22 protein-coding genes are annotated in these 26,958 nt (G+C 59.1%); 14 read left to right on the top strand and 8 right to left on the bottom strand.

Translation table 11 applies throughout. The features are described 5' to 3' along the window. The first annotated feature begins 15 nt into the window (after positions 1–15). The 4 genes from clpX (at position 16) to ABEA58_RS10765 (ending at position 6,527) form a co-directional block, all read left to right on the top strand. Positions 16–1,305: an ATP-dependent Clp protease ATP-binding subunit ClpX gene (gene clpX, locus ABEA58_RS10780; RefSeq protein WP_345551390.1), complete on the top strand. Its 1,290-nt coding sequence runs from the start codon at positions 16–18 to the stop codon at positions 1,303–1,305. A 315-nt stretch (positions 1,306–1,620) separates the two neighbouring features. Beyond that, complete coding sequence (gene lon / locus ABEA58_RS10775) at positions 1,621–4,026, top strand: endopeptidase La (RefSeq protein WP_345551389.1); 2,406 nt, start codon at positions 1,621–1,623, stop codon at positions 4,024–4,026. A gap of 254 nt (positions 4,027–4,280) precedes the next feature. Next, the gene (locus ABEA58_RS10770; protein WP_345551388.1) at positions 4,281–4,553 is read left to right on the top strand and encodes an HU family DNA-binding protein; all 273 of its coding nucleotides are present in this window, start codon (positions 4,281–4,283) and stop codon (positions 4,551–4,553) included. A gap of 96 nt (positions 4,554–4,649) precedes the next feature. Continuing rightward, entirely contained in the window at positions 4,650–6,527 is a 1,878-nt protein-coding gene (locus ABEA58_RS10765) for a SurA N-terminal domain-containing protein (protein WP_345551387.1), read from the top strand. 215 nt (positions 6,528–6,742) lie between these two features. Here ABEA58_RS10765 and ABEA58_RS10760 read toward each other — a convergent pair whose 3' ends face one another. Both ABEA58_RS10760 and gloB read right to left on the bottom strand, forming a co-directional pair. Next, positions 6,743–8,293 carry a LysM peptidoglycan-binding domain-containing protein gene (locus ABEA58_RS10760; protein ID WP_345551385.1) on the bottom strand — a complete coding sequence of 517 codons (1,551 nt, stop codon included), beginning with the start codon at positions 8,291–8,293 and terminating at the stop codon, positions 6,743–6,745. Between the two features lie 210 nt (positions 8,294–8,503). Then, positions 8,504–9,271: a hydroxyacylglutathione hydrolase gene (gene gloB, locus ABEA58_RS10755; RefSeq protein WP_345551383.1), complete on the bottom strand. Its 768-nt coding sequence runs from the start codon at positions 9,269–9,271 to the stop codon at positions 8,504–8,506. A gap of 243 nt (positions 9,272–9,514) precedes the next feature. On the opposite strand from gloB, the gene ABEA58_RS10750 reads away from it, so the two are divergent. From ABEA58_RS10750 to dnaQ, 3 genes are all read left to right on the top strand, one after another. Then, on the top strand, positions 9,515–10,297 hold the full coding sequence (locus tag ABEA58_RS10750) for a methyltransferase domain-containing protein (RefSeq protein ID WP_345551381.1): 783 nt from the start codon (positions 9,515–9,517) through the stop codon (positions 10,295–10,297). A gap of 62 nt (positions 10,298–10,359) precedes the next feature. Continuing rightward, on the top strand, positions 10,360–10,797 hold the full coding sequence (gene rnhA, locus ABEA58_RS10745) for a ribonuclease HI (RefSeq protein WP_345551379.1): 438 nt from the start codon (positions 10,360–10,362) through the stop codon (positions 10,795–10,797). A gap of 2 nt (positions 10,798–10,799) precedes the next feature. Further along, on the top strand, positions 10,800–11,528 hold the full coding sequence (dnaQ, locus tag ABEA58_RS10740) for a DNA polymerase III subunit epsilon (protein ID WP_345551377.1): 729 nt from the start codon (positions 10,800–10,802) through the stop codon (positions 11,526–11,528). 141 nt (positions 11,529–11,669) lie between these two features. Here the strand turns inward: dnaQ and nhaB are convergent, their stop codons facing one another. Next, a complete protein-coding gene (gene nhaB, locus ABEA58_RS10735; RefSeq protein WP_345551375.1) occupies positions 11,670–13,208 on the bottom strand; it encodes a sodium/proton antiporter NhaB in 1,539 nt (512 codons plus the stop codon). A gap of 342 nt (positions 13,209–13,550) precedes the next feature. On the opposite strand from nhaB, the gene ABEA58_RS10730 reads away from it, so the two are divergent. The 7 genes from ABEA58_RS10730 to ABEA58_RS10700 all read left to right on the top strand — a co-directional run bounded on the left by ABEA58_RS10730 (position 13,551) and on the right by ABEA58_RS10700 (position 21,236). Next, positions 13,551–15,239, top strand: a complete 1,689-nt coding sequence (locus ABEA58_RS10730; RefSeq protein WP_345551373.1) for a FimL-related protein — start codon at positions 13,551–13,553, stop codon at positions 15,237–15,239. Between the two features lie 43 nt (positions 15,240–15,282). Beyond that, on the top strand, positions 15,283–16,101 hold the full coding sequence (gene nudC, locus ABEA58_RS10725) for an NAD(+) diphosphatase (RefSeq protein ID WP_345551371.1): 819 nt from the start codon (positions 15,283–15,285) through the stop codon (positions 16,099–16,101). Between the two features lie 18 nt (positions 16,102–16,119). Further along, entirely contained in the window at positions 16,120–16,770 is a 651-nt protein-coding gene (locus ABEA58_RS10720) for a cation/multidrug efflux pump (RefSeq protein ID WP_345551369.1), read from the top strand. Between the two features lie 46 nt (positions 16,771–16,816). Further along, positions 16,817–18,001, top strand: coding sequence for a protease SohB (gene sohB / locus ABEA58_RS10715; protein ID WP_345551367.1), 1,185 nt, complete (start codon positions 16,817–16,819; stop codon positions 17,999–18,001). Positions 18,002–18,072: 71 nt separating this feature from the next. Further along, positions 18,073–19,074: a YhdH/YhfP family quinone oxidoreductase gene (locus ABEA58_RS10710; RefSeq protein WP_345551365.1), complete on the top strand. Its 1,002-nt coding sequence runs from the start codon at positions 18,073–18,075 to the stop codon at positions 19,072–19,074. 208 nt (positions 19,075–19,282) lie between these two features. Further along, positions 19,283–20,548, top strand: a complete 1,266-nt coding sequence (locus ABEA58_RS10705; protein ID WP_345551363.1) for a patatin-like phospholipase family protein — start codon at positions 19,283–19,285, stop codon at positions 20,546–20,548. After that, positions 20,541–21,236: a DUF4919 domain-containing protein gene (locus tag ABEA58_RS10700; RefSeq protein WP_345551361.1), complete on the top strand. Its 696-nt coding sequence runs from the start codon at positions 20,541–20,543 to the stop codon at positions 21,234–21,236. Before ABEA58_RS10705 ends, ABEA58_RS10700 begins: the two co-directional genes overlap by 8 nt. Before the next feature lie 35 nt (positions 21,237–21,271). Here ABEA58_RS10700 and ABEA58_RS10695 read toward each other — a convergent pair whose 3' ends face one another. The 5 genes from ABEA58_RS10695 to ABEA58_RS10675 form a co-directional block, all read right to left on the bottom strand. After that, a complete protein-coding gene (locus tag ABEA58_RS10695; protein WP_345551359.1) occupies positions 21,272–23,524 on the bottom strand; it encodes an ATP-dependent helicase in 2,253 nt (750 codons plus the stop codon). A 78-nt stretch (positions 23,525–23,602) separates the two neighbouring features. Next, positions 23,603–25,339 (bottom strand): SulP family inorganic anion transporter, encoded by a 1,737-nt coding sequence (locus ABEA58_RS10690; RefSeq protein ID WP_345551357.1) that lies wholly within the window; start codon positions 25,337–25,339, stop codon positions 23,603–23,605. A 343-nt stretch (positions 25,340–25,682) separates the two neighbouring features. Then, positions 25,683–26,120, bottom strand: coding sequence for a DUF6691 family protein (locus ABEA58_RS10685; protein WP_345551355.1), 438 nt, complete (start codon positions 26,118–26,120; stop codon positions 25,683–25,685). 2 nt (positions 26,121–26,122) lie between these two features. After that, positions 26,123–26,557: a YeeE/YedE family protein gene (locus tag ABEA58_RS10680; RefSeq protein ID WP_345551353.1), complete on the bottom strand. Its 435-nt coding sequence runs from the start codon at positions 26,555–26,557 to the stop codon at positions 26,123–26,125. Between the two features lie 8 nt (positions 26,558–26,565). After that, on the bottom strand, positions 26,566–26,880 hold the full coding sequence (locus tag ABEA58_RS10675) for an ArsR/SmtB family transcription factor (RefSeq protein ID WP_345551352.1): 315 nt from the start codon (positions 26,878–26,880) through the stop codon (positions 26,566–26,568). Positions 26,881–26,958 lie beyond the last annotated feature (78 nt).

The following is a 26,958-nucleotide window of genomic DNA, read 5'->3' as shown; positions in this document are numbered from 1 at the left end:
CCACGGAGTAGATTGATGACCGACCAGAACAGCGGGGAAGACAACGGCAAGCTGCTGTACTGTTCCTTCTGTGGCAAGAGCCAGCAGGAAGTACGCAAGCTGATTGCCGGCCCGTCCGTATTTATCTGCGACGAGTGTGTCGAGCTCTGTACCGACATCATCCGCGAGGAGGTTCAGGAGTCTTCCGATGGTCAGGAGGGGCGCCTCCCCACACCGAAGGAAATCACCGAAATCCTCGATCAGTATGTGATCGGCCAGGAGAGAGCCAAGCGCGTGCTGGCTGTGGCTGTATACAACCACTATAAGCGCCTTCGCACCAAAACCGGGGCAAAAGGCAAAGATGAGGTTGAGCTCAGCAAGTCCAACATCCTGCTGGTGGGCCCTACCGGCAGCGGTAAAACACTACTGGCTGAAACCCTGGCGCGTCTGCTCAATGTGCCTTTCACCATTGCCGATGCGACAACGCTGACCGAAGCGGGCTATGTCGGTGAAGATGTCGAAAACATTATCCAGAAGCTGTTGCAGAAGTGCGATTACGATGTGGAGAAAGCCCAGCAGGGTATTGTCTATATCGACGAAATCGACAAGATTTCCCGCAAGTCTGACAACCCTTCCATTACCCGCGATGTATCCGGTGAAGGCGTGCAGCAGGCGCTGTTGAAGTTGATTGAAGGTACGGTGGCCTCTGTACCGCCGCAGGGCGGCCGCAAGCATCCGCAGCAGGAGTTCCTGCAGGTGGACACCTCCAACATCCTGTTTATCTGCGGCGGTGCCTTTGCCGGGCTCGACAAGGTCATCCGTGATCGCTCCGAGAAGGGCGGAATCGGCTTCAGCGCCGAGGTGAAATCTAAAGACAGTAACAGCAACTTCGGGGAGATTCTGCGGGATCTCGAGCCGGAAGACCTGGTTCGCTACGGCTTGATCCCCGAGTTCGTCGGTCGTCTGCCCGTGACCGCAACTCTGGAGGAGCTGGACCGCGAAGCACTGGTGCAGATTCTGACCGAGCCCAAAAACGCCCTCACCAAACAGTACGGTAAGCTGTTTGAAATGGAAGGCGTCGAGCTGGACTTCAGGCCCGATGCCCTGGACGCTGTGGCGGCCAAGGCGATGGAGCGCAAGACAGGGGCTCGCGGACTGCGGTCGATTATGGAGTCTGTTCTGCTGGAAACCATGTACGATATTCCCTCCATGGATAACGTAGCCAAGGTGGTGATCGACGAAGCGGTCATCAAGGGGGAATCAGCTCCACTGCTGGTGTACACCAGTAACGAGTCCCCGCAGCAGAAGGTGGCACCGGAGGAGTAGCTCGCAGTTTCCCTTCCGGCCAGCGATTAGTGCGAAATCTGAAAAAAGCCCCGAAAGGGGCTTTTTTATGCTGGACGTTCAATCCAAACCCCTAAAAATGTTGTACTAATTTGTGCGGGGAGGCAGGCTGCCCAGTGCTGGCGTATGGGTAATTTCATGGTCGGGAGCTAATCGCCCCCAGATTAGACTTGTATTCTAGCTGCCACCCCCCATCTTTGCTTCATAAGAGGTGGTATGCACAGCGGTGGGTCTGAGGGCCCGTCGGTTTCTATGTCGCGCCACAGTACCCTACTGATTCGGGCCGAGAGGAGTTCTATGGACCAGCAATCCGACACCAAACAAGAGTATCCGCTGCTGCCGCTGCGCGATGTGGTCGTCTACCCGCACATGGTTATCCCGTTGTTTGTCGGCAGGGAGAAGTCCATCGATGCGCTCGAGGAGGCGATGCGCGATGACAAGCAGGTATTGCTGGTGGCCCAGCGGCAGGCTTCTGAAGATGACCCTGGCAAGGATGATATCTACCGGGTCGGGACGGTGGCCAGTGTCTTGCAGTTGCTGAAGCTGCCAGATGGCACTGTCAAAGTCCTCGTAGAGGGTAGCCGTCGGGTCAAAGTGCTCGAGGTTATCGACGGCGAGGGGCACTACCGCGCCACCGTTGAGGATCTGCAAAGCGACGAGCTGCCCGAGGCGGAGTCCGACGCGCTGGTTCGCTCAGCCATGTCTCAGTTCGAGCAGTATGTCTCGGTCAGTAAGAAGGTGCCCAACGAGGTGATCACCTCGCTGTCGGGCATCGATGAGCCGGGCCGGCTTGCCGATACCATTGCCGCGCATATGTCGCTGGAGCTGCCGCAGAAGCAGGAGCTGCTGGAAACTGTGAGCGTGAAAGAGCGCCTTGAGCAGTTGCTTGGCCTGATGGACTCCGAGATCGACCTGATCCAGGTGGAAAAGCGTATCCGCGGCCGCGTAAAGAAACAGATGGAAAAAAGCCAGCGGGAGTACTATCTGAATGAGCAGATGAAAGCCATTCAGAAAGAACTGGGCGATATCACGGAGGAGCCCAACGAGGTCGAGGAACTCGAGAAAAAAATCGCCGAATCCGGAATGAGCGCGGAGGCCGAGAAGAAAACCCGTGCGGAGTTGGGCAAGCTGAAGATGATGTCACCGATGTCCGCTGAAGCCTCTGTGCTGCGCAGCTATATCGACTGGATGTTGAGCGTACCCTGGAAAAAGGCCAGTCGCGTACGGCATGACTTGAAAAAAGCGGAGGAAATCCTCGAGAAAGACCACTACGGTCTCGAGGAGGTCAAGGAGCGTATCCTCGAATACCTCGCGGTACAGAAGCGCGTGAAGAAGGTCAAAGGCCCGATCCTGTGCCTGGTGGGGCCGCCGGGAGTGGGTAAAACCTCCCTGGGGCAATCCATTGCCCGGGCGACCAACCGCAAATATGTACGTATGGCCCTCGGTGGTGTGCGGGATGAAGCGGAAATTCGCGGTCACCGCCGCACCTACATCGGCTCTCTGCCGGGCAAGTTGATCCAGAAGATTTCCAAGGTTGGGGTCAAGAACCCGCTCTTCCTTCTCGATGAGGTGGACAAGATGGGTATGGATCATCGCGGTGATCCGGCATCGGCCTTGCTGGAAGTGCTCGACCCGGAACAAAACAAGACCTTCAACGATCACTATCTTGAGGTTGACTACGATTTGTCTGATGTGATGTTCGTATGTACCTCCAACTCCATGAATATTCCCGGGCCACTGCTGGACCGGATGGAGGTCATCCGTATCCCCGGCTACACCGAGGATGAGAAGACGAATATTGCACAGCGTTACCTGGTGCCCAAGCAGCGCAAGGCGAACGGCCTCAAGGAGAGCGAACTGGTTCTGAAAGACGAAACGGTTCGGGATATTGTGCGCTTTTACACCCGCGAGGCTGGGGTTCGCGGTCTCGACCGCGAGATTGCCAAGATTTGCCGCAAGGTGGTGACGGAGCACGTGCGTGATGCCACCAGCAAGAGGGCGGTGATTGAGCCCGGTCAGCTCGAAGATCTGCTGGGTGTGCGAAAGTACGATTTCGGTCGCGCAGAGGAAGACAACAAGATCGGTCAGGTGACTGGTCTGGCCTGGACCGAGGTGGGTGGAGAGCTGCTCACGATTGAGTCGTCCGCTGTGCCGGGCAAAGGGCGGGTCATCAAGACCGGCTCTCTAGGCGACGTGATGCAGGAGTCGATTCAGGCCGCGCTTACCGTTGTTCGCGCTCGCTCCCAGGTGCTCGGTATTGCTCCGGATTTCAACGAAACCCGTGATATCCACATTCACGTGCCCGAGGGCGCAACACCCAAAGATGGCCCCTCAGCCGGTATCGCAATGTGTACCGCGCTGGCTTCCGTATTGACCAATATTCCGGTCAGGGCGGATGTGGCCATGACAGGCGAGATTACCCTTCGCGGCGAGGTCCTGCGTATCGGGGGTCTCAAGGAGAAGTTGCTGGCTGCGCACCGGGGGGGCATCAAGACAGTATTGATTCCTGCGGACAACGAGCGTGACCTTCGGGATATCCCGGAGAATATCCAGCAGGATTTGGTGATCAAGCCCGTCAAGTGGATTGACCAGGTATTGGAGTATGCGCTTGAGCACAAGCCGCAGTCCCTTTCCGATGAAGAGTACTCAGCGCTGCAGAAGCAGGCCGAAGAGCGCTCACAGCGATCCGTGCATACTCACTGAGCAAAATCGAGGGGCCGCCTTTGGGCGGCCCTTGCCGTTGGCAGATCAAAAAGTAATCTGACTAGACCCCAAGGTTGCCTTAAAAACGCCCAACTGCCCTGAAACCCCCGTCGTTTCTTGACCCGCTATCGGGCAGTTGGTATAAACCGTGGTTTATTGACAGGCGCCAGTGCTGACTGGTGACGCAAGGCCGAACACACAGGTGTCCAAGATGGGCACCAAAACATACCTAAAAAAGAACAGAGGGATTAAGCGTGAATAAGTCCGAACTGATTGAAGCGATTGCCGAATCTGCAGATATTCCTAAAGCTGCTGCCGGTCGCGCACTGGACGCTATGGTGGAAAGCATCACTGAGGCCCTGAAAAAAGGCGATCAGGTTGCTCTGGTAGGCTTCGGTACTTTTGCCGTAAAAGAGCGTGCTGCCCGCACTGGCCGTAATCCGCGCACCGGCGATCCCATCGAAATCGCTGCCGCTAAGATTCCGAACTTCAAGGCCGGCAAAGCCCTGAAAGACGCGGTAAATTAAGAAGTCTTTAGCTGTTAGAAGTTAAAGCTTCAAGGAGGCGTATCGATTGGATGCGCCTTTTTTGTTTCTGATTAGAGTTAAATTTCGGAGCTGAGCATGCTTCAGTCCATGCGAGATAACCTGAAGGGCACCGCAGCCATTATTGTTGCCGCCTTTTTCGGTTTCATTATGGTGATTGGTGGTATCGATTTCTTTAGCGGTACCAGTGGCGGCGCAGCCGATGCGGTTGCCGAGGTCAACGGGGAAAAGATTACCAATCAGGATCTGCAGCGCGCTATCCAGAATCGTCGTGCGGTGATCACGGGCCAATATGGGGAAAATGTCCCCGCCGAGCTGCTGAGCGATGAACAGTTGCGCGGGCCAGTATTGCAGCAATTGGTCAACAGTGAGCTGATACGGCAGGCCGCCGCAGATGGCGGTATGGCAATGAGTACCGCGGCAGTGGACCGTCAAATAGTCCAGATTCCCGCATTTCAGGTAAATGGCCAGTTTGATCCGCAGACCTACCGTACATGGCTGGCCCAAAACCGTTTTAGCCCGGCCGGCTTTCGCCAGATTATGGAGCGCGACTTGATTCTGCAGCAGTACGCTAATGCTGTGACCGACAGTGCATTCACAACCCGGGCGAATGCTGAGGAGGTGGTTGCCATCTCCATGGAAGAAAGGGATTTTGATTACGTCGTGTTGCCCGTTGCCCCTCTGACCGCTGGTATAGAGGTTTCTGAGGAGGAGGTTCAGCAGTTCTACGATGAAAACCAGAATGATTTCGCTCGACCGGAACAGGTGGCGATTGAATATATCGAGCTGAAGCCGGAAATGTTTGCGGCCAATATTGAGGTCTCCGAGCAGGACGTGCGCGCGCAGTACGAACAGGAGCTGAAAGCCTTTGCCGCTAGCAAGAGACGTCGCGTCTCTCATATCCTTCTCGAAGAACCCACGGCTGAGCAGGTTGAGGAAATCCAATCGAAGCTGGCTGCGGGTGAAGACTTCGCAGAGCTGGCAAAGAGTTACTCCGATGATATCGGCTCCCGTGATGATGGCGGTGACCTGGGTTTCACCTCTGGAGATGTTTTTCCGGAGACATTTGAAGCGGCACTGGCCACACTGGAATTAGGGCAGGTGTCTGAACCGGTTGAGACCGACAGCGGCACTCACTTTATCAAGCTCACTGAGATTGCCGACGGTGAGGCGCCCACCTTTGAGGAGCGCTCTGCAGCTATTCGCCAGCAGTTGCAGACGGCAGAGGCTGAGCGCGAGTTTGTCGGCGTACTGTCACGCTTGGCGGATCTGGCCTACAACGCAGAGAGCCTTGCAGGACCGGCAGAAGAACTCGGCGTCAGTGTGAAAACTTCAGAAGCATTTGATCGGCAGGGCGGTTCCGGTATTGCGTCAAACCGCCAGGTGATTGATGCGGCTTTTGCACCGGAAGTCATGCTGGATGGCAATACCTCTGACGTGCTTAACCTGACCAACGAACACTCAGTGATACTGCGTGTGGTAGAGCATAAGCCGGAGGGTACATATCCGCTGGAAGAGGTCCGCGAGCAGATCGTGGAGCGCCTGAAGCGTGATAAGGCCAGTACTCAGTTGGCCGGCGAGGCCCGTTCCATGGAAAAGGCCCTGCAGGGTGGCGAGGACTTTGCCGCGCTGGCAGAGGACAAGGGCCTGACTCTGGAGAAGAGTGAAGGTACTCGTCGCGGTGGCTTCGGGCAGCGTGGGGAGATTGTCGCGCAGGCCTTCGAATTGCCGGCGCCAGCTTCCCGTGATGCCCTGATCAGCATCTTCGCTACCGAAACCGGCGACCAGGTAGTTCTGCGACTCAACGAGGTCCGTGAGGGCGAGCTGACCGGCCAGAGTAAAGAGCAGCGTGAAGCCCTGATGCAGCAGCTCGCTTCGATGATCGGTGATTCCGAGTTGATTGCCGTGCAGCAACTGCTGACGAATGAGGCGGATCTGGAAATAATCAGTCAGTGAGTTGATTCGTGCCGCGCCCCGGCCTTGTTGGAATGTGAGTGCCGGGGTGCTGTGTTACTGTTTTCGCTTGTTACTGACTGCCGCATGCCTGTCTGTCCTGCCCATCTTGAAGATTGGTGAACCGGTAATTGCATGCGGAGAATTCAAGTGCTCCCGCCAACAAAAAAGCCCGCGTTAGCGGGCTTTTTTGTTGCAGTGGGGAGGGATATTTATCCTCAGCTGTTGGCGCTGTCGACAAACAGGGTCAAGCGCTGGCCGGGCTGGAGATAACTGGACTTGCTGATTTTGTTCCAGCGCAAGATGTCGCTGACATCAATGCTGAACTTCTGTGCTATCCGGTACAGCGAATCGCCATTGCGCACCCGGTAGGAGAGTTTCCGTGTCGTGCGGCTGTCGCTCTGCCCGGAGCTGTAAGCCACCAGCTTGCGACCAGGGCGCAGAGTGTCGCCGGGGGCCATGCTGTTCCATTTTGCCAGCTCCCTAACACCGACATCCATGGTGCGGGCGATACCCCAAAGGGTGTCCCCCGGGCGAACCGTGTAAGTCGTCTTGGTGCCCTGGCCGGAGGCTTGCCGGCGTTGGACCCGTTCATCCAGCGCATAGGCATACTGCCCGGCTGGACCTGAAGCACTGGGGATTAGCAGGGTCTGGCCTGCGCGGATGGTGTTGCCGCGCAGTTTGTTGGCCTCGCGAATCGCCGCCACAGTGGTTTGATAGCGGCGGGCGATGGTGGAAAGCGTGTCGCCAGAGGAGATCTTGTAGCGCTGCCAGTTGACCCGTTGCTCTACCGGTAAATCATTAAGGGCCAGCTGGAAGGTTTCCCGGCGGTCTGCGGGGATCAACAGCTCATGCTTGCCGTTGGGGTCGGTGGCCCAGCGGTTGAAGCCCGGATTGAGCAGGTAGAGCTCTTCAATTTCGATTTTTGCCAGATCGGCGGCCTGGGCCAGATCAATCTGGCTGCCCACGTCCACTTTTGCGTAATAGGGTTCGTTGGCCACATCGTGCAGGGATACGCGGTAGTAATCAGAGCGGGATACCACCTCCGCCAGCGCCAGTAGCTGGGGCACGTAACGCTGTGTTTCCCGGGGCAGTTTAAGATCCCAGAAAGTGGTGCCGCGGCCCCGGCGCTCATTGCGCTGCACGGCGCGGCGCACGGTACCCTCACCGGCATTATAGGCCGCCAATATCAGCTCCCAGTCGCCGTTGAAGCGCTCTGAGAGATAGGTGAAGTAGGCAACGGCAGCATCTGTAGAGGCATCCACATCGCGCCGGCCGTCATACCACCAGTTTTGATTCAGCCCGAATGCGCGGCCGGTCGAGGGAATGAACTGCCACATGCCGGATGCGCGGGCATGAGAGTAGGCGAAGGGGTCGTAGGCGCTCTCGACGATGGGTAGCAGCGCCAGTTCCAGTGGCAGGTTCGCTTTCTCAAGCTTTTCGATCACATGGAAGATGTAGCGACGGGATCGCTCGGTCACCCGTGACATATAGCCCTGATTACGCGAGAAATAGGCCACGTAATCCTTTACCTTGGGCTCGTCGAGCCGGCGCTCGAGACTGAATCCTCGCCGCAGCCGCTCCCACACATCGACAGGCGGCAGAGCCAGGTCGGCCTGAGCGGCAGTGGCGGCGCCCGAAGGCGAGGAGGCTGCCATTTTGCCGTCTTGGTAAGTGTCGTCCTGCTGCGCAATAGGGAGTTTCTCCACTTGCGCGCAGGCCCCCACTGCCGCTGCCATGACTGCAACGGCGAATTTCTTATGAACCATGCTGGTGCCCGCGATGCGTTATAGCTTGGGTTTTTTACTGCTGCGTCGGCGCCAAGTTTGTAATGCTTAGAGTCAAACCTGAGCTTTTATCGTTAATTGATTGATTCTAAAGAGATACCTCGGGGCGGGTCAACGCCAAATGGTTGTTTGTTGGCCAGGCTGGTGGACGAAACCTCATCTGTGGCGGACGGTATATCCCCCTCAGATTGTTTAAAAATTGTCCTTCCATTGCCTTAATGCGGCGAAGACCCCGACTTCATCTGCATTTTCTCCAGCGCCATGACTGACCGCACGCCGTGCCACTGCCGGTATATGGCAGCGCAGGAACGGGTTAGTGGCCAATTCTTCGCCGATGGTGGATGGCAGCGTCGGCTCGCCTTGAGCGCGCAGGCTATCCACTTGGCTGATCCGGTTGTGCAGTACGGCGTTGCCCGGCTCGGCGGCCTCTGCAAAGCGCAGATTTGCCGCTGTGTACTCATGGGCGCAGTAAACCTGGGTTTCTGGCGGCAGGTCGGACAGGCGGCGCAGCGAGCCGTACATCTGCTCAGGTGTGCCCTCGAACAGCCGACCACAGCCCCCGGCAAACAGGGTGTCGCCGCAGAACAGGTGTGGAGGGGCTTCTGCGTCCGACAGTTGCAGCAGCAGCGCGAGGTGATCGAGCGTATGCCCCGGTACTGCAAGCACTTCTAGCTTGCCGCCAAGCAGGCTTAACTGGTCGCCATCTTTCAGGGGGTGGCTGACCTCATCGATACTGCCGGGTCCATAGACCGGGCACTGATAACGATGAACCAGCTGCGCGATGCCGCCGGTGTGATCCGGGTGGTGGTGGGTAATGAGGATGCCAGCCAGAGGGGCGCTTTTAAGGGCCTCTATGACAGGTCGCGCATCACCGGGATCAACTACCCAGTGCTCCCCGTTCTTTTCCAAGTGCCAGATATAGTTATCGCTAAATGCCGGTATCGGCGAGATTGTGAGCATTTTTGTTCCCCGCTACCCTAGAGGTTGAAACCCTAACACAGGGCATTGAAGCACAAGGGTCCGCAGCCATTCAAAATAGGGCGGCTGCTTAGTCCGTATCGGCCCCTGATCGGTTAAAGTGTCGCTGCCCCACGTGTTACAGCCGTGAACGCACCCGTTCCGGGGGCTGGGTCGAAAACTGGCGGTCAGAGAAAAGCTGTCAGTAGGCTGGCTCGCGCCTGTGCAGGTACAAAAGGAGTGCTTATGACCAAACAGTCCAGCTCGAAGAGGGCGCAGCCAAACCTTCAGGTCTCCTGTGAGGATCTGCAGTCTTGGTTCCTGTCCAGTCTGGGCGGGGAAATCCTGGCACAGGAGCTGGCAACCGCGCAGCCATTGATTGAGCGCTTGTTCGGGTATCACCTGATGCAGGCCGGTGTCACCGACAAGGTGGACTTTGCTGCCTGCAGCCGCATCAACCACTGCTTTCGCCTGAGTCCCAGCGTTGCCCAAAAGGGGGCTGCGCTGGTTGATTTCGAGCAGCTGCCCCTTCCGGGTGAATCCATCGATGTGGCGGTGTTGCACCACTTGCTCGACTTCTCCCGGCATCCCCATCAGGTGCTGCGGGAGGCCGCGCGGGTGCTGATCCCGGGCGGGCACCTGGTGCTGATAGGTTTCAACCCCTTCTCAATGCTTGGGGTCTCGCGCTTTCTGTTCGATCGCGCCCCCCACCAGCGTGGCAATCAGCTGCGGGCAGCGCGGGTGGAAGACTGGATGAACCTGCTGGATCTACAGGCCGGCACCTTGGAGCGTGGATTTTTTCGCCTGCCCCTGCAGCATCGTGAGCTGTTGGCCAAGACCATGTGGATGGAGCGTCGCGGAGCCCGCTGGCGCTTGCCATGGGGAGGCTTTTACATCATAGTCGCGCGCAAAGAAGTGGCGCGTATGCGCACCATCAAGATTGACTGGCGCGCTAATCGCAAGCCGGCCCTCGGAGCTGTACCCTCCAGCCCCCGGGTAGCAGCGCGTCGGCGTCATCACAAGCCCTGACAGGGCCAGCGAGCGGAGCTTTCTCTCCGCATCCGATTCAAGCAACGAAAATAACCAGTCCATTGAAGCAAGTAACCATATATACCGATGGCGCCTGCCGGGGTAACCCCGGACCGGGTGGCTGGGGCGCTCTCCTTATGCATGGCAATGCAGAAAAGGAATTGTTTGGTGGTGAAGCCCACACCACCAACAATCGGATGGAGCTTCTGGCCGCAATTCGCGCCCTGGAGGCGTTGACTGAGCAGTGCCGCGTCGACCTGCATACAGATTCCCAGTATCTTCGACAGGGCATCACCAGTTGGATCAATAACTGGAAGCGCAATGGCTGGAAGACCTCGGCCAAAAAGCCGGTGAAGAACGCTGACCTTTGGCGCGCCCTCGATGAGAGTATCGGACATCACGAAGTGCACTGGCACTGGGTCAAGGGGCACGCCGGTGACCCCGGCAATGAGCGAGCGGATCAGCTGGCCAATCGCGGAATAGACCAACTGGAGGCTTGAGTATGCGACAGGTTGTTTTGGATACGGAAACCACCGGCCTTGATCCCAAAACCGGCCACCGCATCATCGAGATTGGCTGTGTGGAGCTGGTTAACCGCAAGCTTACCGGGCGCCATTACCACCAGTACATCAACCCCGAGCGGGAGGTGGACGATGGCGCGATCGAGGTGCACGGCATCACCAACGAGTTTCTGGTGGACAAGCCGGTATTCGCTCAAGTTGCCGATGAGTTCATGTCGTTTTGCGAGGGCGCAGAGCTTGTTATTCACAATGCGCCATTCGATGTGGGCTTTATCGACTGGGAACTCAAGCTGCTGCGCAGCCCGCGCTGGAAGAATGTAGCCGCGCACTGCAGTGTGCTCGACACACTGACAATGGCGCGGGAAAAGCATCCGGGCCAAAAAAACAATCTGGATGCGCTGTGCAAGCGCTATTTCGTCGACAACTCACAGCGCGACCTGCACGGCGCATTGCTGGATGCGGAGATTCTAGCCGACGTCTACCTGCTGATGACGGGGGGGCAGACGGATCTGGCATTGGCGCAGGGTGGCGAAAGTCGATCGGAAGAAGGCGCCGAGGGTCAGGAGAGGGACTCATCTCCCGGTGCCATTTATCGTCTGGCCGCCGATCGTTCTCCCCTGCCGATACATCAGGCCACTGCCGAAGAGCTGGAAGCCCACCGGGAAATGTTGGACCTGCTGGCAAAGTCCGCGGGTAAGCACTTCTGGTGAGAGCACACCGGTTAGGTGGGTGGTTCCAGGCCAGCAGAAAGGGCCTGTTTAAGGTTTAGGGCCTTATTTTATTTTTTACGTCATCCCGGGGGCTTTCCAGCCCCCGCTGTGTTTTCGCAGCATTGCTGCGGCTGTAAGCTGTCAGGCAATTGCATACACCACGCAGAACAGGGCGACGCTGCTCAGTACAATGGTGTAGGGCAGGGCCATCAGCACCATGCGACCGTAGGAGAGGCGGATCAGCGGCGCCAGCACGGAGGTCAGCAGGAACAGGAAGGCGGCCTGGCCATTGGGGGTCGCAACACTGGGCAGGTTGGTGCCCGCGTTGATGGCAATCGCCAGCTTCTCGAAATGCTCGCGGCCGATCTCTCCGGCATTGAGCGCATCCTTGACTTCGTTGATATAAACCGTGGCGACAAACACATTGTCACTGATCATCGACAGCAGGCCGTTGGCGATAAACAGCATCGCCGGCTGCTGCTCCACATCCAGACTCAGTACGAAATGGGTGACCGGCGTGAAGAGATGCTGTTGATGGATGACCGCCACAATAGCGAAGAAGACAACCAGCAGCGCGGTGAAGGGTAACGCTTCCTCAAAAGCATGGCCTATGCGGGCCTCCTGTATCACACCGTTGAACGAGGTGAGAAGTACAATCACCATAAGGCCAACCAGGCCCACCTCGGCCACGTGAAAGGCCAGTGACAGCACCAGCAGAACCGCAACCACTCCCTGGGTCCAGAGTTCCGCCCGGTGACCATCGTGGCGCTTGCTGGCTTCTTCTTCTGCAAAATTTTCCAGTACCTCGCGCACCGCCGCCGGGAGGCGCGCCCCGTAGCCGAATACTCGGGTTTTTTCCAGCAGGGCACAGGTGGTCAGGCCGGCAATAAATGTCGGTACTGTGACAGGCGCCATTCTCTGGAAGAACTCTGCAAAACCCCAGCCCGCCCGTTCGGCGATCAGGAGGTTTTGCGGTTCCCCCACCAGCGTCATGACCCCGCCCAGCGCCGTACCGACAGCGCCGTGCATGACAAGGCTGCGCAGAAAGGCCCGGAATTCATCCAGGTCTTGGCGGTGGTATTCAACCACCTGTTCATCGTTGGAGTGGTCGTGGTCCATCTGCTGGTTTGATTGGTTGCTGGCCACGCGGTGGTACACGGAGTAGAAGCCGACTGCTACGGCAATCAGTACAGCGGTGACTGTCAGCGCGTCGAGAAACGCAGACAGCAGTGCCGCCAGGCTGCAGAACAGGAGCGATAGCAGTGTCTTTGAGCGCACTCTGATCAGCAGGCGGGTAAAGATGTTAAGCAGCAGGTCCTTCATGAAGTAGATGCCCGCCACCATGAAAATCAGTAGCAGGATGACTTCAATATTGTTGCTGACTTCGTGGAAGACCGCCGAGGTGCTGGTCATGCCAAGCAATAGTGCCTCGATGGCCAGCAGGCCGCCGGGCTGCAGCGGATAACACTTAAGGGCCATTGCCAGAGTGAAAATAAACTGGCCGATGAGAATCCAGCCGGTAATGAAGGGGTCGGTAAGGAGCAGTATGATCGGGTTGCCGATCAGGAAGGCCGCAATGGTAATTTTGTACCAAGTGGGGGCTTCACCGAGAAAGTTTTGGAAAAAGGCTCCACTTAAACCGCCTAGGGGGGCAGCAGTCTGGCCATGCTTTCGCGTCATTTTTACATCCTTGGGCAGGGTGCCGGCTTAGGGGGCGCGCTTCAGGTCATTATAGGGCTTCGCCCCGGGAGTAAGCAGAGTCTTATCATCCGTGGTTTAAGCTGATCGCCGGTGCTGTGACCGGCAGGTGGGGGTAATTCACAGCAGGCGAAAAGCTACTCCCTCAGTGGGAAAATTCAAGTGCTTTAGACCGGGGATGGGGAATTGTCGATTGATCGATGGAATTCCAAGCAGAAACTGTGGATTCTGCAGCAGTTTGGTATACATTGGCCGATAAGCTTGGGCTGGGCGATCAATAATCGAACTAATTATGAAGAACAATAATGTTAGGTGGTGTTGGTGGTGACAGAATTACGCGATATCAACATTACGTCGGTGAATCTGGTCAAGGAGGAGTTGACGACCTCGGTGGATACCGCCGCGTCGCATCTTGACCAGTACGCCGTTGACCGCGCTAACCTGCGCAGTCTCGAACAGTGCATAGGCCTTCTGCAGCAGGTTTGCGGGGTTTTGCAAATGGTGCAGTTGCCGGCGGCGGATCTGCTCGGTCAGGAGATGATCAGCGCACTGGCCGATATTCAGGAGGGGCGCCAGGAGCCCACCGACGATGTGATGGAAAGCCTGAGCATCGGCTTCTACGTCCTTACCCGATACCTGGATTTTGTCCAGCATCGCGGCTTCTCCAGACCTGAACTGCTGATCCCCTATATCAACAACCTGCGCTCAGCTCGAAGCATGGCGTCGGTGCCTGAGAGTCATTTCTTCGACTGCCGTGTGGATGCCAGCGTACCTGGCGCTGTGTCTTCGTCAGTGATGTCTGAGGACCTTGGGCATTTCGTGCGGCGTTTCCGCCATATGTATCAGGTGGGCCTGCTGGCCCTTTTGAAGGGCAAACCGGCCAAGCCGGCATTCACCATGATGTCCAGGGCTTTGCAGCGGGTGGCGAGTATTTCTGCCGGGCGTCCATCGGGGAAATTGTGGGCTCTGGCGGGTGCGGCCCTCGGCGGTATGGCCTCGAAAGAGATGCATACCAATCGCTCCCGGGTGATGGCCTTCAGTATGCTGGATCGGAGCCTGCGAAATTTACAGAAAGAGGGCGATGCCGCTCTGGATAAGCCCGCACCGCCGATGCTGGTAAAGGAGTGCCTGTACTGGTTGGCGTTGTCCAGCCCGTCCGGGGCGCAGGCTCGCATATTGGAGGCCTTTTCGGTCAAGCCTCTCGGCTACAGCGAGGCGGAACTCGAGCGGGAGCGCGCCAGTCTCGGCGGCCCCGGAGCCACGGCGATCAGCGCGGTTGCCTCCGCTCTCGATGAAGAACTCAGCACCGTGCGGCGCATGCTCGACAGTGCCGAGACCATCGACCCTTCCGAGACCGAAGAGGAAGAGGGCCTGCTGGCAACCTTGCGCCGTATCGCCAGCGCCCTTGCCCTACTGAATTTCCGCCGAGTGGCGGAGAGCCTCCGCTCTGCTATCGAGGAGTATCACTCCAGCGCTGGTGCTGCAGCAGAAGAGTCGCTGCAGAAGCTAACCAGTCAGGTGCTGGTGGTGGATAGCGTTATTCAGGGGCTGCGTCAGTCCTCGTGTATCGATGTGGACGAGCACGGCCATGCCGATATGGTCTTCGAGCGCAGCCAGCTGGCGGAAGCTGAACTCACCGTGCTGAAGGAGGCTGAGGCGGGACTCTCCCTGATTAAACGGGCTCTGGGCTCTTATGCCGAGTCGGATTTCGACCACGGACATATCCGCAATGTGTCCACTACCCTGAATTCGGTTCGCGGCGGGCTGGTGGTTCTGAGCCTGAGCCGGGCAGCCGCTATCGTCGAGCGCCTGGCCGTGTTTGTTGATTCGGTCATGAACCAGCGGGATACCGCGCCGGCGATCGAGCAGGCTCTGGATACGTTTGCGGACGCGATTATCAGTATTGAGTACTACCTCGGCGAGGTGAAGTTGAACCGCAAAGCGGATACTCAGTCACTGGACCTGGCCCTGGAAAGCCTGGAGGCCCTGGGTTATCCGGTGGAGCTGGCCTGATAGGGCTGCGCGGTGAAAAGCGGTAAACCGTGGTGACAGGGGAATGAATTTGAGCGAGCGCTTTGTACCCGCCGTGGGCGTGCGGCCGGTGCCCTCCCTTAGGCACCATCTGATCACCGCCGATGGCATGTTCCTTTGTCACGCTGGGGGAGCCTTACACGCACACCTGCCATTTACTTCCGCGGAGGTCACCGGCAGTCACTATCTCGGTGAATTGGATGGTGATCCGTGCGGGGTGCACCTCCTGAACCGCCAGATTCAAGTCCCCGGCCACACCTGGCAGGGGCTGCGAGGACTCCTTGGGCAGATCAGCGAGCTGGAGTTTTCCCTCGCCGGGCGCGCTGTGCAGATTGTGAACTGGGACCTGGACCACCGCTTCTGTGGGCGCTGTGGTGGTGTTACGGCGGATTATGGCAACGAGCGGGCCAGAACCTGCAAGCACTGCCAGTTTACGGTGTATCCGCGCATCTCCCCCTGTGTCATCATGCTGGTCACCCGCGGTGAGGAGTGCCTGCTCGCCCGGCACCGGCGCCATAAACACGGTCACTTCACCGCGCTGGCTGGGTTTATTGAGGCCGGTGAAAGCGCCGAGCAGGCGCTGGCGCGGGAAGTACACGAAGAGGTGGGGGTGCGGGTTGCCGCCACTCACTATGTGGGCAGCCAGCCGTGGCCATTTCCCGGGCAGTTGATGCTGGGGTATCTGGCGGACTGGGCCGGGGGTGATATTTCACCAGATCCGCAGGAAATCTCACAGGCGGACTGGTTCCGGTTTGACCGGTTGCCTGAGATTCCTCCGCCGGAAACCCTTTCCGGTCAGCTGATCCGCACTTTTGCGGCACAGTGTGAAAGCCGAAAACCGTAATAAAAAACGGAGATCTGCATGTACATCGCCATAACCTTTCTGATTGCCGTGCTGGCGCTGCTGCTGGTTTTTTGGGGCGGGCGTATGCTCGTCGGTGGCAGCTGGTTGCTGGGCTTTATCCGCGGTAGTGTCGGTCTGATTTTATTGGCAGCAGCCCTGCTGATTGTGCTGGTGGCGGCAGATGTATACAGCTACCGCAATCTGGCGGACGAGCACAGTATTGGTACTCTCTCTTTTCGCCAACTCGACAAGCAGCATTACGAGGCCAAGTTTGCCGATGAAGATGGCGTGGCCCAGACATTCGAACTGCGTGGCGATCAGTGGCAGCTCGACACGCGCCTGTTGAAGTGGAAAGGGCCTTTGGCCCGTTGGGGCGTTCAGCCTGCCTATCGCCTGGACCGTGTCAGCGGCCGTTATCTCACCCTGCAGGACGAGCGCACCATGGAGCGTACCGTGCATGAGCTCGATGGCAGCAACTACGGTGTCGATGTATGGGCGTCACTTCGCGGTATCAGCAAGCGCATGTCCTTTGTGGATGCGGTATACGGCAGCGCGGCTTTTCTCCCTATGGCGGATGGCGCTGTGTATGAGGTTCGCATCGGCCATAACGGCCTCTTGGCTCGGCCGCTCAATCAGCAAGCGACATTGGCGCTTGATGAGTGGCGCTAACAGAGCTGTGAAGTTTTATCCCTTCAGAATCTTACCGGGAGTTTAAGTGGAATTTCTCATGGAGTATGGCCTGTTTTTGGCCAAGGTGATTACGGCTGTGGTTGCACTGCTGGTGGTTGTGGCTTTTATTGTCGCCAACCGCGAACAGCTCAAAGAACGTGTCCATGGACACATCGTGGTGACCAGCCTGAATGATCGCTACGAGCAGATGAAGGAAGTCCTGCTTGAGGCGGTGATGGAAAAGCACGAGCTTGCCCACCGGCGCAAGCAGATGGCCAAAGAGAAAAAAGCCAAAGACAAGGCCCTGCAGAAAAAACACAAGGCGGAACAAAAGCAGAAGCCGGCCGAGAAGGTCCAGCATGACAATCTTGAGTCCACCGAGACGCCGCTTCCAGAGCAGGCGGAGGCGGATGCGGAGGCCGGTGATCCCCATTCCCGAGCGCTGGTAACGGAAAAGCCCGATGGAGAACGCGCGCGGGTATTCGTGGTGAATTTTGATGGCGACATCAAGGCCAGTGCACTGGCGCAGTTGCGCGAAGAAGTCACTGCCATCTTGCAAGTCGCCGAGCCCGGTGACGAAGTGGTGGTGTGCCTGGAGAGCCCCGGCGGGATGGTGGCGAACTATGGCCTCGCCGCCAGCCAGCTGGCCCGGGTGCGAAGCGCCGGCATCCAGCTCACCATTGCAGTTGACAAGGTGGCGGCCAGTGGCGGTTACATGATGGCCTGTGTTGCAGACCGTATTCTCGCGGCCCCCTTCGCCATGATGGGGTCTATCGGAGTTCTCGCGCAGCTGCCCAATTTCAACCGTTTGCTGAAGCGCCACGATGTGGATTTCGAGTTGTTCACCGCCGGGGAGTACAAGCGTACCGTGACCATGTTTGGTCACAACACGGAAGAGGGCAAAGAGAAGTTCCAAAGTGACCTGGAAGAGATTCATGCGCTGTTCCAACACTTTGTAGCCGAGTACCGGCCTCAACTGGATATCGCCAGAGTATCCACCGGTGAAGTCTGGTTCGGCCAGCGGGCCTTGCAGCTCGGCCTGGTGGATGAACTGAAAACTTCTGATGAATACCTCACAAGCCGCGCTAACGATGCCGACCTGTATCAGGTGGAGTACAAGGAGCGGCAAAACATCGCCCGCAAAATTGGCCTCGCAGCACAGTCTGGTGCGGAATCTGTATTGATGCGGCTTTTCTCCCGGCTCGAGGCATGGCGTCACCAGGCGCAGTGAGTTTTTCCGGCATCAAGCCGGAGTTTCTCCCGTCTTAAACTTACTGAGCCAGAGGTAAACGGAGCGAGTTCATGGATAAGACATTTCGCGCTGTGTGGGTTGAGGAAGTGGCGCCCGGAAAGTTCGATCAGCGGATAGTCCAGCGCAGCGTCGATGAGTTGCCGGATTATCCCCTGCAGCTGGCGGTATCCCACTCCTCGCTGAATTACAAGGATGCGCTATCGGCTTTTGGCAACCGGGCGATCACCCGCCACTATCCCCATACCCCGGGTATCGACGGGGTCGGCACCGTGGTCGAGGATCGCAGTGGCACATTTCAGCCCGGTGATGCCCTTTTGATTACCGGTTACGATCTGGGCATGAATACCCCGGGGGGGCTCGCCGAGCGAATCGCGGCACCCGCCGAATGGGCGCTGCCATTGCCCCAGGGGCTGACGGCCCGCGAGGCCATGATCCTTGGCACCGCCGGACTCACTGCGGGTTTGTGCGTAGAAAAGCTGTTGGAGGCTGGCGCCAGCCCGGGGGATGGAGAGGTTCTGGTGACCGGCGCCACGGGGGGAGTGGGTTCCATTGCCGTGGCCCTGCTCGCGCGGCTGGGGTTTCGGGTGGCGGCAGTCACCGGCAAACTGGAATCCGCCGATTTCCTCACCGCCCTGGGTGCCTGGAAGGTCCTCGATAGGGAGACTCTGGCGCCTTTTGCCAACAAGGCCATGGCCAAGCCTCTGTGGGCCTGGGCGGTGGATACTGTGGGTGGCGACACCCTGTTCAACGTCATCAAGTCGCTGGCTTACGGCGGCGGTGTGGCCGCCTGTGGCATGGCCGCCGGCGCGCAGTTTCAGGCGAATGTTTTCCCGTTTATTCTCCGTGGTGTCAGCCTGCTGGGTGTGGACAGTGTGGAGCTGCCGCTGGAGCGCAAAGCGGAGGTGTGGCAGAAGCTCGCCGGTGACTGGTATATCGGTGAACACCTCGACCGCATCGCCGAGGATATCGCTCTCGAGCAGGTTCCAGAGTTTCTGGCGCGGTTGCACCGGGGCCAGGGCATCGGCCGTTATGTGGTGGATATGGAGCGCTGAAAGGCTTGCTGCCTGGTGGCTGTTGCAGCCTCGGGTTATCACGTTCGGGCACTAGACCCAGAGTAGATGCGGAGTCACTTTTCGCCTTCCATACTGCTATTCTTGTGGTCCCGTCCCCTTGTTGCCGTGCGGGGAAAGTTGGATTGTGGAGCGGCGTCCGGCTCCTCCGCTGTATTTGCAGGTTGGCGCTATTTGCTGGTGAGAGACATTGGCCGAAGAGCAAGAAATCCCCAAACTGACACATCAGTCCAGTGCGCTGGTTCTCTCTGGAGGCGGGGCGCGCGCCGCCTATCAGGCCGGGGTGCTGAAAGCGCTCGCGGAACTGACTCCTGAGAGCAACCCCAATCCTTTCCAGATCATCTGCGGTACCTCCGCTGGCGCGGTCAATGCGCTGTTGCTGGCTTCCCACCCGGGTAACTTTCGCGAGGCCGTAGAGCGTTTATGCGATCTGTGGATGGGCCTGACCGTGGACAGTATTTACCGCAGCAGTTGGACCAGTCTGCTGGGAAATATCTTTTCCATCAGCCGCTCCCTGTTCCATCAGGGCGTCAGTCGCCAACGTCCGCTGGCGTTGCTCGACAATTCCCCGCTGCGGGAGCTGATCGAGGAGGTCATCCAGTTTGCCAATATCCAGCGCAATATTGATGAGGGACGCCTGCGCGCTGTGTGTGTCAATGCCATGTCCTACAGCAAGGGGGAGTCGGTCAGCTTTTTTCAGGGCGCGCAGGAGCTGACCGAGTGGCGCCGTTTCCGGCGTTACGGCACCCGCGCGGAAATCACCTCCGATCACCTGATGGCCTCAGCGGCGATTCCAGCCCTGTTCGCCACGGTCAAGATTGGCGATGACTATTACGGCGATGGCGCGGTGCGCCAGATGGCCCCCATCAGCCCGGCATTGCACCTTGGGGCCAACCGGGTGTTCGTGGTGGGTGTCTCTGACAACCGCTCGCCGGTGCACTGGGGCAAGAAACGCAGCCAGGCGCCGCGACACTCGCCATCAATGGCGCAGATCGTCGGTCAGATGTTCAATGCTGCCTTTATCGACAGTCTTGAGGGTGACCTTGAACACCTGGACCGGGTCAATCTTTTGCTGGATTCGGTCCATGAGAAGGAGCTGATGGGGCTCTCGCCGTTGCGCCCGGTAGAGTCCGCGGTCATTGAGCCCTCTCAGAGCCTTGAACGCCTGGCTGGGCGGAAAGTGCGCAACCTGCCTCCCGCAGTGCGCTGGCTGTTTCGCTCGACGGGGGCCACCACAGCCGGTGGCGGCGCATCGGCTGCCAGTTATCTCCTGTTTGAGAAACCTTTTATTGGTGAGCTGATCGAACTTGGTTATCAGGATGCGATGTGGGAGCAGAACAAACTGCGTGAATTCCTGCGTCCCCACATGGAGGTGCAGGAACCCGGCCGCAGAGGCCTGTTTGGTAGGCGAAAAAAACCGGCAACGGAGACAAGCACCCATGACCCTAATGAGTAGACTGGCAGCGCTTACTGGAGTGGCGGTTCTGCTCGCCGCCTGCGCCGGGGCGCCGCCAGTGCAGGATAAGCAGGACTCGCAGGAAGCGCGGGAAGTGGCTGCACCGCAGCCAGCGCTGCCCGATTCCGAGTATCGGCGTTTGTTGATGGAGGCGCAGCGCCTGTCCTTTACCCTCGACTTTGACGACCTGCGCCGCGCTTACAGTGAGTCCGAGGAGTACAACCCCTATGGCGGCGTGCGCCTGAGCGGTCTGCCAGAGGCCTACCAGTCTGTAGAGCAGGCTGATTATGAGCGCTGCCTGAGCTTTGTCGATGATGTACTGGTGAATAATTACATGAGCCTTGAGGCGCATATGATCGGCATCGTCTGCAGTGGCAGAAGTGCCAAGCACGAGCGTGAGGACCGCCATCGCTACATGGTGGACGGGTTGATGGACTCCATTGAGCGCAGTGGTGACGGGCGCTCACAGGAAAGCGCCTATCACACCATTACCACCTCCGAGCTGCGGGCCTTTGTGCGCTTAAAGGGGCTGCAGGTGCTGGATCAATCCATCGTCTACGATCAGCAGGGTGTCTACGACAAAATGCAGGTACGCGACCCGGAATCCGGGCTCGAATACCCGCTTTTCTTCAATGTGAGCCAGCAGTTCGCCCACTCCATGGAAAGCGAGAACGCCTCGCTGGAATAAGTGCTTTGCGGGCGCTTGCCGGGTAGGGTCGCAAATCAGGTTAAAAACGGCTGCAGCCGCTCCCAGTCAAAGCGTCTGCTGACCTTGTCACTGAACTGGACCTCCAGCCGCTCCCCGTCCCACTGCAGCACCCGCCCGTAACCCAGCTTGCGGTGACGAATGTTTTCGCCCGCTTGCGGGCGGCGCACCAGTGCCGCAGGTGCCTCCTCCCGCGCCGGTGCTTCCAATTCCGGGCAAAAGCCCAGAGCTTTCAGGTAGCGCAACCCCAGCCGGGTGACCGGCGCCTCGCCTGGCAGGGTAGCTGGCCGCTCCAGCAAGGCGGATGCCAGCCGGTGACACAGTGGCAGCTGCATCTCCTCGATAAATGGCGACGGGCACTGGCTTTCCGAGTCATCGGCAGGCTTTGTTGGGGCTGCGGGTGTCAGCAGCAACAGGTGGCGACGGGCGCGGGTCATGGCCACGTAGAGCAGGCGACGCTCGCTCTCCAGGGAGGCTGGCGTGGAGAAATCGCGCTGGGGCTGGTAGGGCATATTGTGCCGGTTCAGCGCGGGAATGATGACCTGATCCCACTCCAATCCCTTGGCCTGATGCATGGTGGTGATCAGTACCGCGTCTGCGTCGCCCTGTTCGCCCTCCTGGTGCTGCCGCTGTAGCTCCTGCAGGTGTGCCAGTACTTCCGCGGGGGGTTGCCGCAAGCGGTCCAGATACTGGCAGAAGGCGAGCACCGCCTGCTGGCGCTCCTCCCCCTGTTGCCGGGTAAAACTGTCATCGGCGATGCCGCTGAGATAGTCCAGTTCCCCCAGTTGCCGGCGCAGCAATTCTCCGCCGGTGCCGCGCCAGCGCTCGAACTCCTGCAACAGGGCGGCCCGCTGCTTGAGGCGCCTGGCCTGAGCCTGGCTGATGTCCTGGGGCACCAATTCATAGAGCCTTTGCCCCCAGTTGCCGTCCCGGCGCGCCACATCGGCGCACAGGGGTTCCAGAACTCGGCGCGGTATGCGGATATGGGGGGCCGTCAGCCACTCGTAGAGACCGCGCCGGCGACGATCCTGCGGCAATTCCCGGAAACGGCCGGAGGCGATATTCAGGCTCCAGAACAGCGGTCGCAGCTCGCGGCGGGACAGCACCGTGTTGCGGTTGGCTGACCGGTAGGGAATATTCGCAGCCAGCAGAGCCAGTTCGAGCGGGGCTGCCGCTGACCACAGGCGCACCAGGATGGCCACCTGTTGCAGCGACTCCCCCTGTTTCATGCGCCGGCGCAGATGCTCCACAAGCCAGTGGGCTTCATTGTCGCAGGCATGAAGGTCCACCCTGGTCTCGAGCGTGTTCTCAGCGGAGATGCAGAGAATATCTGCCCGCTCCCGGTTGTGTTGAATGCAGTGGTTTGCCGCCAGTGAGAGCGTGTGGCCGTAGCGAAAAGTGCGGCTCAGTTTGTAGATATTCGATGGCGGGAAGTCGTCGTCAAAATAACGCAACAGATAGGCAGGTTTGGAACCCCGCCACTCGTAGATGGTCTGGTCCGGGTCGCCGATGGCGATGACATTGCCGTTTTTGCCATGGACCGCTTTCAGCAGAAAGTGCTGAACCGCATTGATGTCCTGGTACTCGTCTACGAGGATATCCTCGAAGTGACCGCCATATTGCGCGGCGATTTCCGGGTGCAGGCTCAAAAAAATGGCCGGATCATAGATCAGGTCGGCATAGGTCACCGCCTGCTGACTGCGCCGCCACTCCTCGAAGCAGTGAAACACCTTGAGGAAATACTGATATTCATCGCCGAGCTTCAGTTCCTGGAAAGCGCTCAGTTCGCCATCCAGAATCGTCTTGGCGTAATCGATAAAGAACTCTGCCGCCTCAATCTCGGACTGCTTGCGCGCGCGGATGTCCTCGAGCTCTTCCGCTGCTGCGCATTCCTCGATAGCGCGCCAGATCTGCAGCTGTGCCACCGACTGGGGCAGGGGGGAAAGATTTGCCGGCGCAATATGCCCGCTGGCAATCATGCGTTGATACAGCCGGTAACCAAGACTGTGAAAGGTTTGAACCTTGGGGGCCTGCCCCGCTCCTTGTATCAGGGCATCCAGCCGCTGGGCGAAATCCTCGCGCGCGCTGCGGTTGTACATCAGAACCAGTATGCGCTGTGGCGCTACACCAGAGGCGAGCCGGTTCTTTACATAGTGCAGCAGCGCGGTGGTCTTGCCCGAGCCGGCCACGGCGATAATTTTTGCGTGCCCGCCGGGGTGCTCCGCAACCGCCTGCTGCTCGTCCGTCAATACAGGATTGGGTTCGGCCATGATTTGAAGCTGCCGCCAAATACTGGATATTTTGCCAGTCTCTTTGCGCGGGGTACAGGGGCGTCACAAGACTGGGCCTCAGGCGGTCTCTGGGCCTGCCCCCTTGTTCCCTTCGTGGCGCAGGGCCAGCTCGGCAATATAGCAGGACAGAAAAACGCGCCCGCTGAGGGCGGGCAGAAACTTCGAGCGGCTCAGGCGGTCGAGCACGGGCCCTTTCACCTCCGCCAGGTGCAGGCGTATGCCGCGGGCTTCCAGGTCGCTGTTGACCTCCTGCAGGCGCTCCAGGGCAGTGCCGTCAATGCGGCTCACCGATGACAGAATCAGTACCAGGTCGCGGGTGTCCGGGTGGCGTTTCAGTTCGCTCATCAACCGATCCACTACCGCGCTGATATTGCTGAAAAACAGGCTCTCATCAATGCGCAGGAACAGCAGGCCCGGCTGGGTCTCGACCGTGTGCCGCAATACATTGCGAAAGTGCTCGGTACCCGGCAGCCTGCCGACAACGGCGATATGGGGGCGGCTGGTGCGCCAGATCAGGGTGGCGAACGAGAGGCCGATGCCGATGCCGATGCCCGCCTCCACGCCAAAAAGCAGAACACCGAAAAATGTGCCAACCATGGCGATGCCATCTGTGCGGTCGTAGCGCCAGTTGTGGATGAAACCGCGCACATCGATCAGGCCGCTGGCGGCGACGATAATGGTGGCCGCGAGTACGGCCAGTGGCAGCTGCTGAAAAATTCCGGTGAGGAAAAGTAATACCAGTACCATCAAGCCTGCCGAGATAACACCGCTCAGGGGGGAAACCGCCCCGGCCTCCTCGTTGACCGCGGTGCGGGAAAAGCTGCCGGTCACCGCGAACCCCCCGGAGACGGCACTCATCAGGTTGGCGGCGCCGAGGCCGCGCAGTTCCGCATTGGGGTCTATTCGCTCCCCGCGGCGCAATGCGATGGCGTAGGCGATGGAGAGGCTCTCGACAAAGCCCAGCAGGGCGATCATCAGCGCCGGCAACAGCAGCGGGTAGGTGAGTTGCCACTCAAAGGTGGGCAGGCCGAATCCCGGCAGGCCGGCGGGAATGGCTCCTACCACGTCGACCTTGCGGTCCCACTCAAGAAAATAGGAGAGAGCAATCGAGGTCAGCACCAGCAGCATTGGGGTCAGGCGAGCCAGCAGGTGAGCGCTGCCGGCAGGCACCCCGGCTTTTCTCAGCAGAGGTGTCAGGGCGAGTCGCGCGAACAGCAAGACCGCCACCGAGGCGAGGCCGATGCCCATGGCCAGAGGCTGCAACTCCGGCAACTCTTCCAGGGAGTCCAGCAGGATCTCGAAGGCGGTGCCGCCATCGATATGTATCCCCAGCATGGGCTCCAGCTGCCCGATAATGATCAGGGTGGCGGCGCCGGAAACAAAGCCGCTGATGACGGGATGGCTCAGGAGATTGGCAAGGGCACCAAGCCGCAACAGCCCCATTAAAAATGAAAATACCCCGGCCAGTGCCGCCAGAATCACCGCGCCGGTAAAGTAATCTGCCGTTCCCGGAATGGCGATGGAGGAGAGCGCCGAGGCGGTCATCAGTGACATCACCGCCGCTGGCCCTACCGACAGCGCCGCGCTGGAGCCAAACATGGCATAGCCCACCAGAGGCAAGAGGCTGGCGTACAGGCCCACATGGGGTGGCACGCCGGCGAGGGCGGCATAGGCCAGCGCCTGCGGCACCATCATCATGGTGGCCACCATGGCGGCCACGGCGTCTCTTCCCAGCCATTGGGCCTGGTAGCGCTTCAACCATGGCGGTAGAAGATGGCTCGCTCGTATCCTCACGCGCATCCTTGCCGTCGTCTCTCGGGGTACTCGGGCCCCTCATGTTTCAGTAGGCAGGCCAGTACAGCGGCCTGTATCCGCGGAGCTGAAAAGGGTTAGCTCCAAGTCGCTACAAGAAGATAGCCCCGGGAGAGCGAAGGTGCCGCCGGGATGCCTGACAAAGGTTGGGCTTGGTGTTGGGCTTGGCGTTGGCGTTGGGGTTGGCAGCGAGGTAAGGAGCGGAGCGCCCTGCGCAAAAGAGAGTGCGGCAAACTGAGCGGATGGCAAACGGCGGGGAGCCAATGACAGGATTGCCGCAAGGGGGCGGGGCCGACTGTGGCGGCCCCGCATCAGAGAAGGGGGCTCAGGTGGCTGCCCGGGTGGCGGCAGGACGGCTGAACGCGGTAAAAAGGCCCATGCCGGCCAGCATGGCGGCGGTGAACACCACGGCCTTGATTTCACCGGCGCCTGTGGCCACCACAGCCGGGCCCGGGCAGAAACCCGCGAGTCCCCAGCCGATACCAAAGAGCAGGCTGCCCAGTACCAGCGGTCGGTCGATGGTGCGGCAGACCGGCACCTGGATCTGGCTGCCGAATACGGCTTTTTCACGGCCCTTGGCCAGGTGGAAGAAGGGCAGGCCGACACCGATGGCACCGGCCATAACCAGTGCCAGAGACGGGTCCCAGTTGCCGAACAGGTCGAGGAAACCGAGCACTTTTTCCGGGTTTGCCATCCCGGACACCAACAGGCCGAGGCCGAAGATCAGGCCGGCGGCAAAGGCGGAAATCATCGATTTATTCATCTTTACACTCCCAGCAGGTGGCGCACAACGAAGACGGTAGCGAAGCCCCCGCCCATGAAGACCAGTGTGGCCACCAGTGAGCGCGGTGACAGGCGCGACAGGCCGCAAACCCCGTGACCACTGGTGCAGCCGGAACCGTAGCGGGTGCCAATACCCACCAGCAGGCCGGCGGCAATCAGCAGCGGGTAACCAGCTTCGATGCGGATCGGCGGCAGGGCCTGAAACAGTGCCCAGATTGTCGGGCCCAGAAGCAGGCCGATAAGAAACGCCGCCCGCCAGCCGGTTTCACCGGGGGTGCGTGTGATCAGCCCGCCGAGGATTCCGGAAATTCCGGCGATACGGCCGTTCAGTACAAGCAGCAGCGCTGAGGCGAGCCCGATCATGGCTCCCCCGGCCAGCGCCGACCAGGGGGTAAAGGCAGTCCAGTCAATGGTCATGGTTCAGTTTACTCCGCACAGTAAAGTTCATACAGGGTTTGTAACAGTCTCAGCACACGCTGATCCGCTATCTGGTAGTAGACATGCTTTCCCTCCCTGCGGGTGGAAACCAGCCCTTCGCGGCGCAGCACGCCCAGCTGCTGGGAAAGGCTTGGCTGGCGAATATCCAGCCGTTCCTCCAGGTCGCTTACGCACAGCTCCTCCTGGCTCAGCTGGCAGAGCAGCAGCAGGCGGTCGGGATTGCCCAGAGAGCGCAGCATCGCCGAAGCGTTGCCCGCTGAGGCGCGCATTTTATCCAGGCTGATTTCCGTAGTGTCTGGCATGAGGCTGTCCGCTATCAAGACAATTTACAATGAAACATTATATTGAAATACATATTATCGGCAAGTATATTGTTCCTC

The sequence above is a fragment of the Microbulbifer aestuariivivens genome (genome assembly GCF_039545115.1).
Classification (GTDB): Bacteria; Pseudomonadota; Gammaproteobacteria; order Pseudomonadales; family Cellvibrionaceae; genus Microbulbifer; species Microbulbifer aestuariivivens.
This window is presented reverse-complemented; position numbering and strand designations above follow the sequence as displayed.

Excerpts from the sequence above, each read along its gene's own strand:
- clpX (WP_345551390.1), top strand. The coding sequence starts at position 16 with ATGACCGACCAGAACAGCGGGGAAGACAACGGCAAGCTGCTGTACTGT.
- lon (WP_345551389.1), top strand. The coding sequence starts at position 1,621 with ATGGACCAGCAATCCGACACCAAACAAGAGTATCCGCTGCTGCCGCTG.
- ABEA58_RS10765 (WP_345551387.1), top strand. The coding sequence starts at position 4,650 with ATGCTTCAGTCCATGCGAGATAACCTGAAGGGCACCGCAGCCATTATT.
- ABEA58_RS10760 (WP_345551385.1), bottom strand. The coding sequence starts at position 8,293 with ATGGTTCATAAGAAATTCGCCGTTGCAGTCATGGCAGCGGCAGTGGGG.
- gloB (WP_345551383.1), bottom strand. The coding sequence starts at position 9,271 with ATGCTCACAATCTCGCCGATACCGGCATTTAGCGATAACTATATCTGG.
- ABEA58_RS10750 (WP_345551381.1), top strand. The coding sequence starts at position 9,515 with ATGACCAAACAGTCCAGCTCGAAGAGGGCGCAGCCAAACCTTCAGGTC.
- dnaQ (WP_345551377.1), top strand. The coding sequence starts at position 10,800 with ATGCGACAGGTTGTTTTGGATACGGAAACCACCGGCCTTGATCCCAAA.
- nhaB (WP_345551375.1), bottom strand. The coding sequence starts at position 13,208 with ATGACGCGAAAGCATGGCCAGACTGCTGCCCCCCTAGGCGGTTTAAGT.
- nudC (WP_345551371.1), top strand. The coding sequence starts at position 15,283 with ATGAATTTGAGCGAGCGCTTTGTACCCGCCGTGGGCGTGCGGCCGGTG.
- ABEA58_RS10720 (WP_345551369.1), top strand. The coding sequence starts at position 16,120 with ATGTACATCGCCATAACCTTTCTGATTGCCGTGCTGGCGCTGCTGCTG.
- ABEA58_RS10710 (WP_345551365.1), top strand. The coding sequence starts at position 18,073 with ATGGATAAGACATTTCGCGCTGTGTGGGTTGAGGAAGTGGCGCCCGGA.
- ABEA58_RS10700 (WP_345551361.1), top strand. The coding sequence starts at position 20,541 with ATGAGTAGACTGGCAGCGCTTACTGGAGTGGCGGTTCTGCTCGCCGCC.
- ABEA58_RS10695 (WP_345551359.1), bottom strand. The coding sequence starts at position 23,524 with ATGGCCGAACCCAATCCTGTATTGACGGACGAGCAGCAGGCGGTTGCG.
- ABEA58_RS10685 (WP_345551355.1), bottom strand. The coding sequence starts at position 26,120 with ATGAATAAATCGATGATTTCCGCCTTTGCCGCCGGCCTGATCTTCGGC.
- ABEA58_RS10680 (WP_345551353.1), bottom strand. The coding sequence starts at position 26,557 with ATGACCATTGACTGGACTGCCTTTACCCCCTGGTCGGCGCTGGCCGGG.
- ABEA58_RS10675 (WP_345551352.1), bottom strand. The coding sequence starts at position 26,880 with ATGCCAGACACTACGGAAATCAGCCTGGATAAAATGCGCGCCTCAGCG.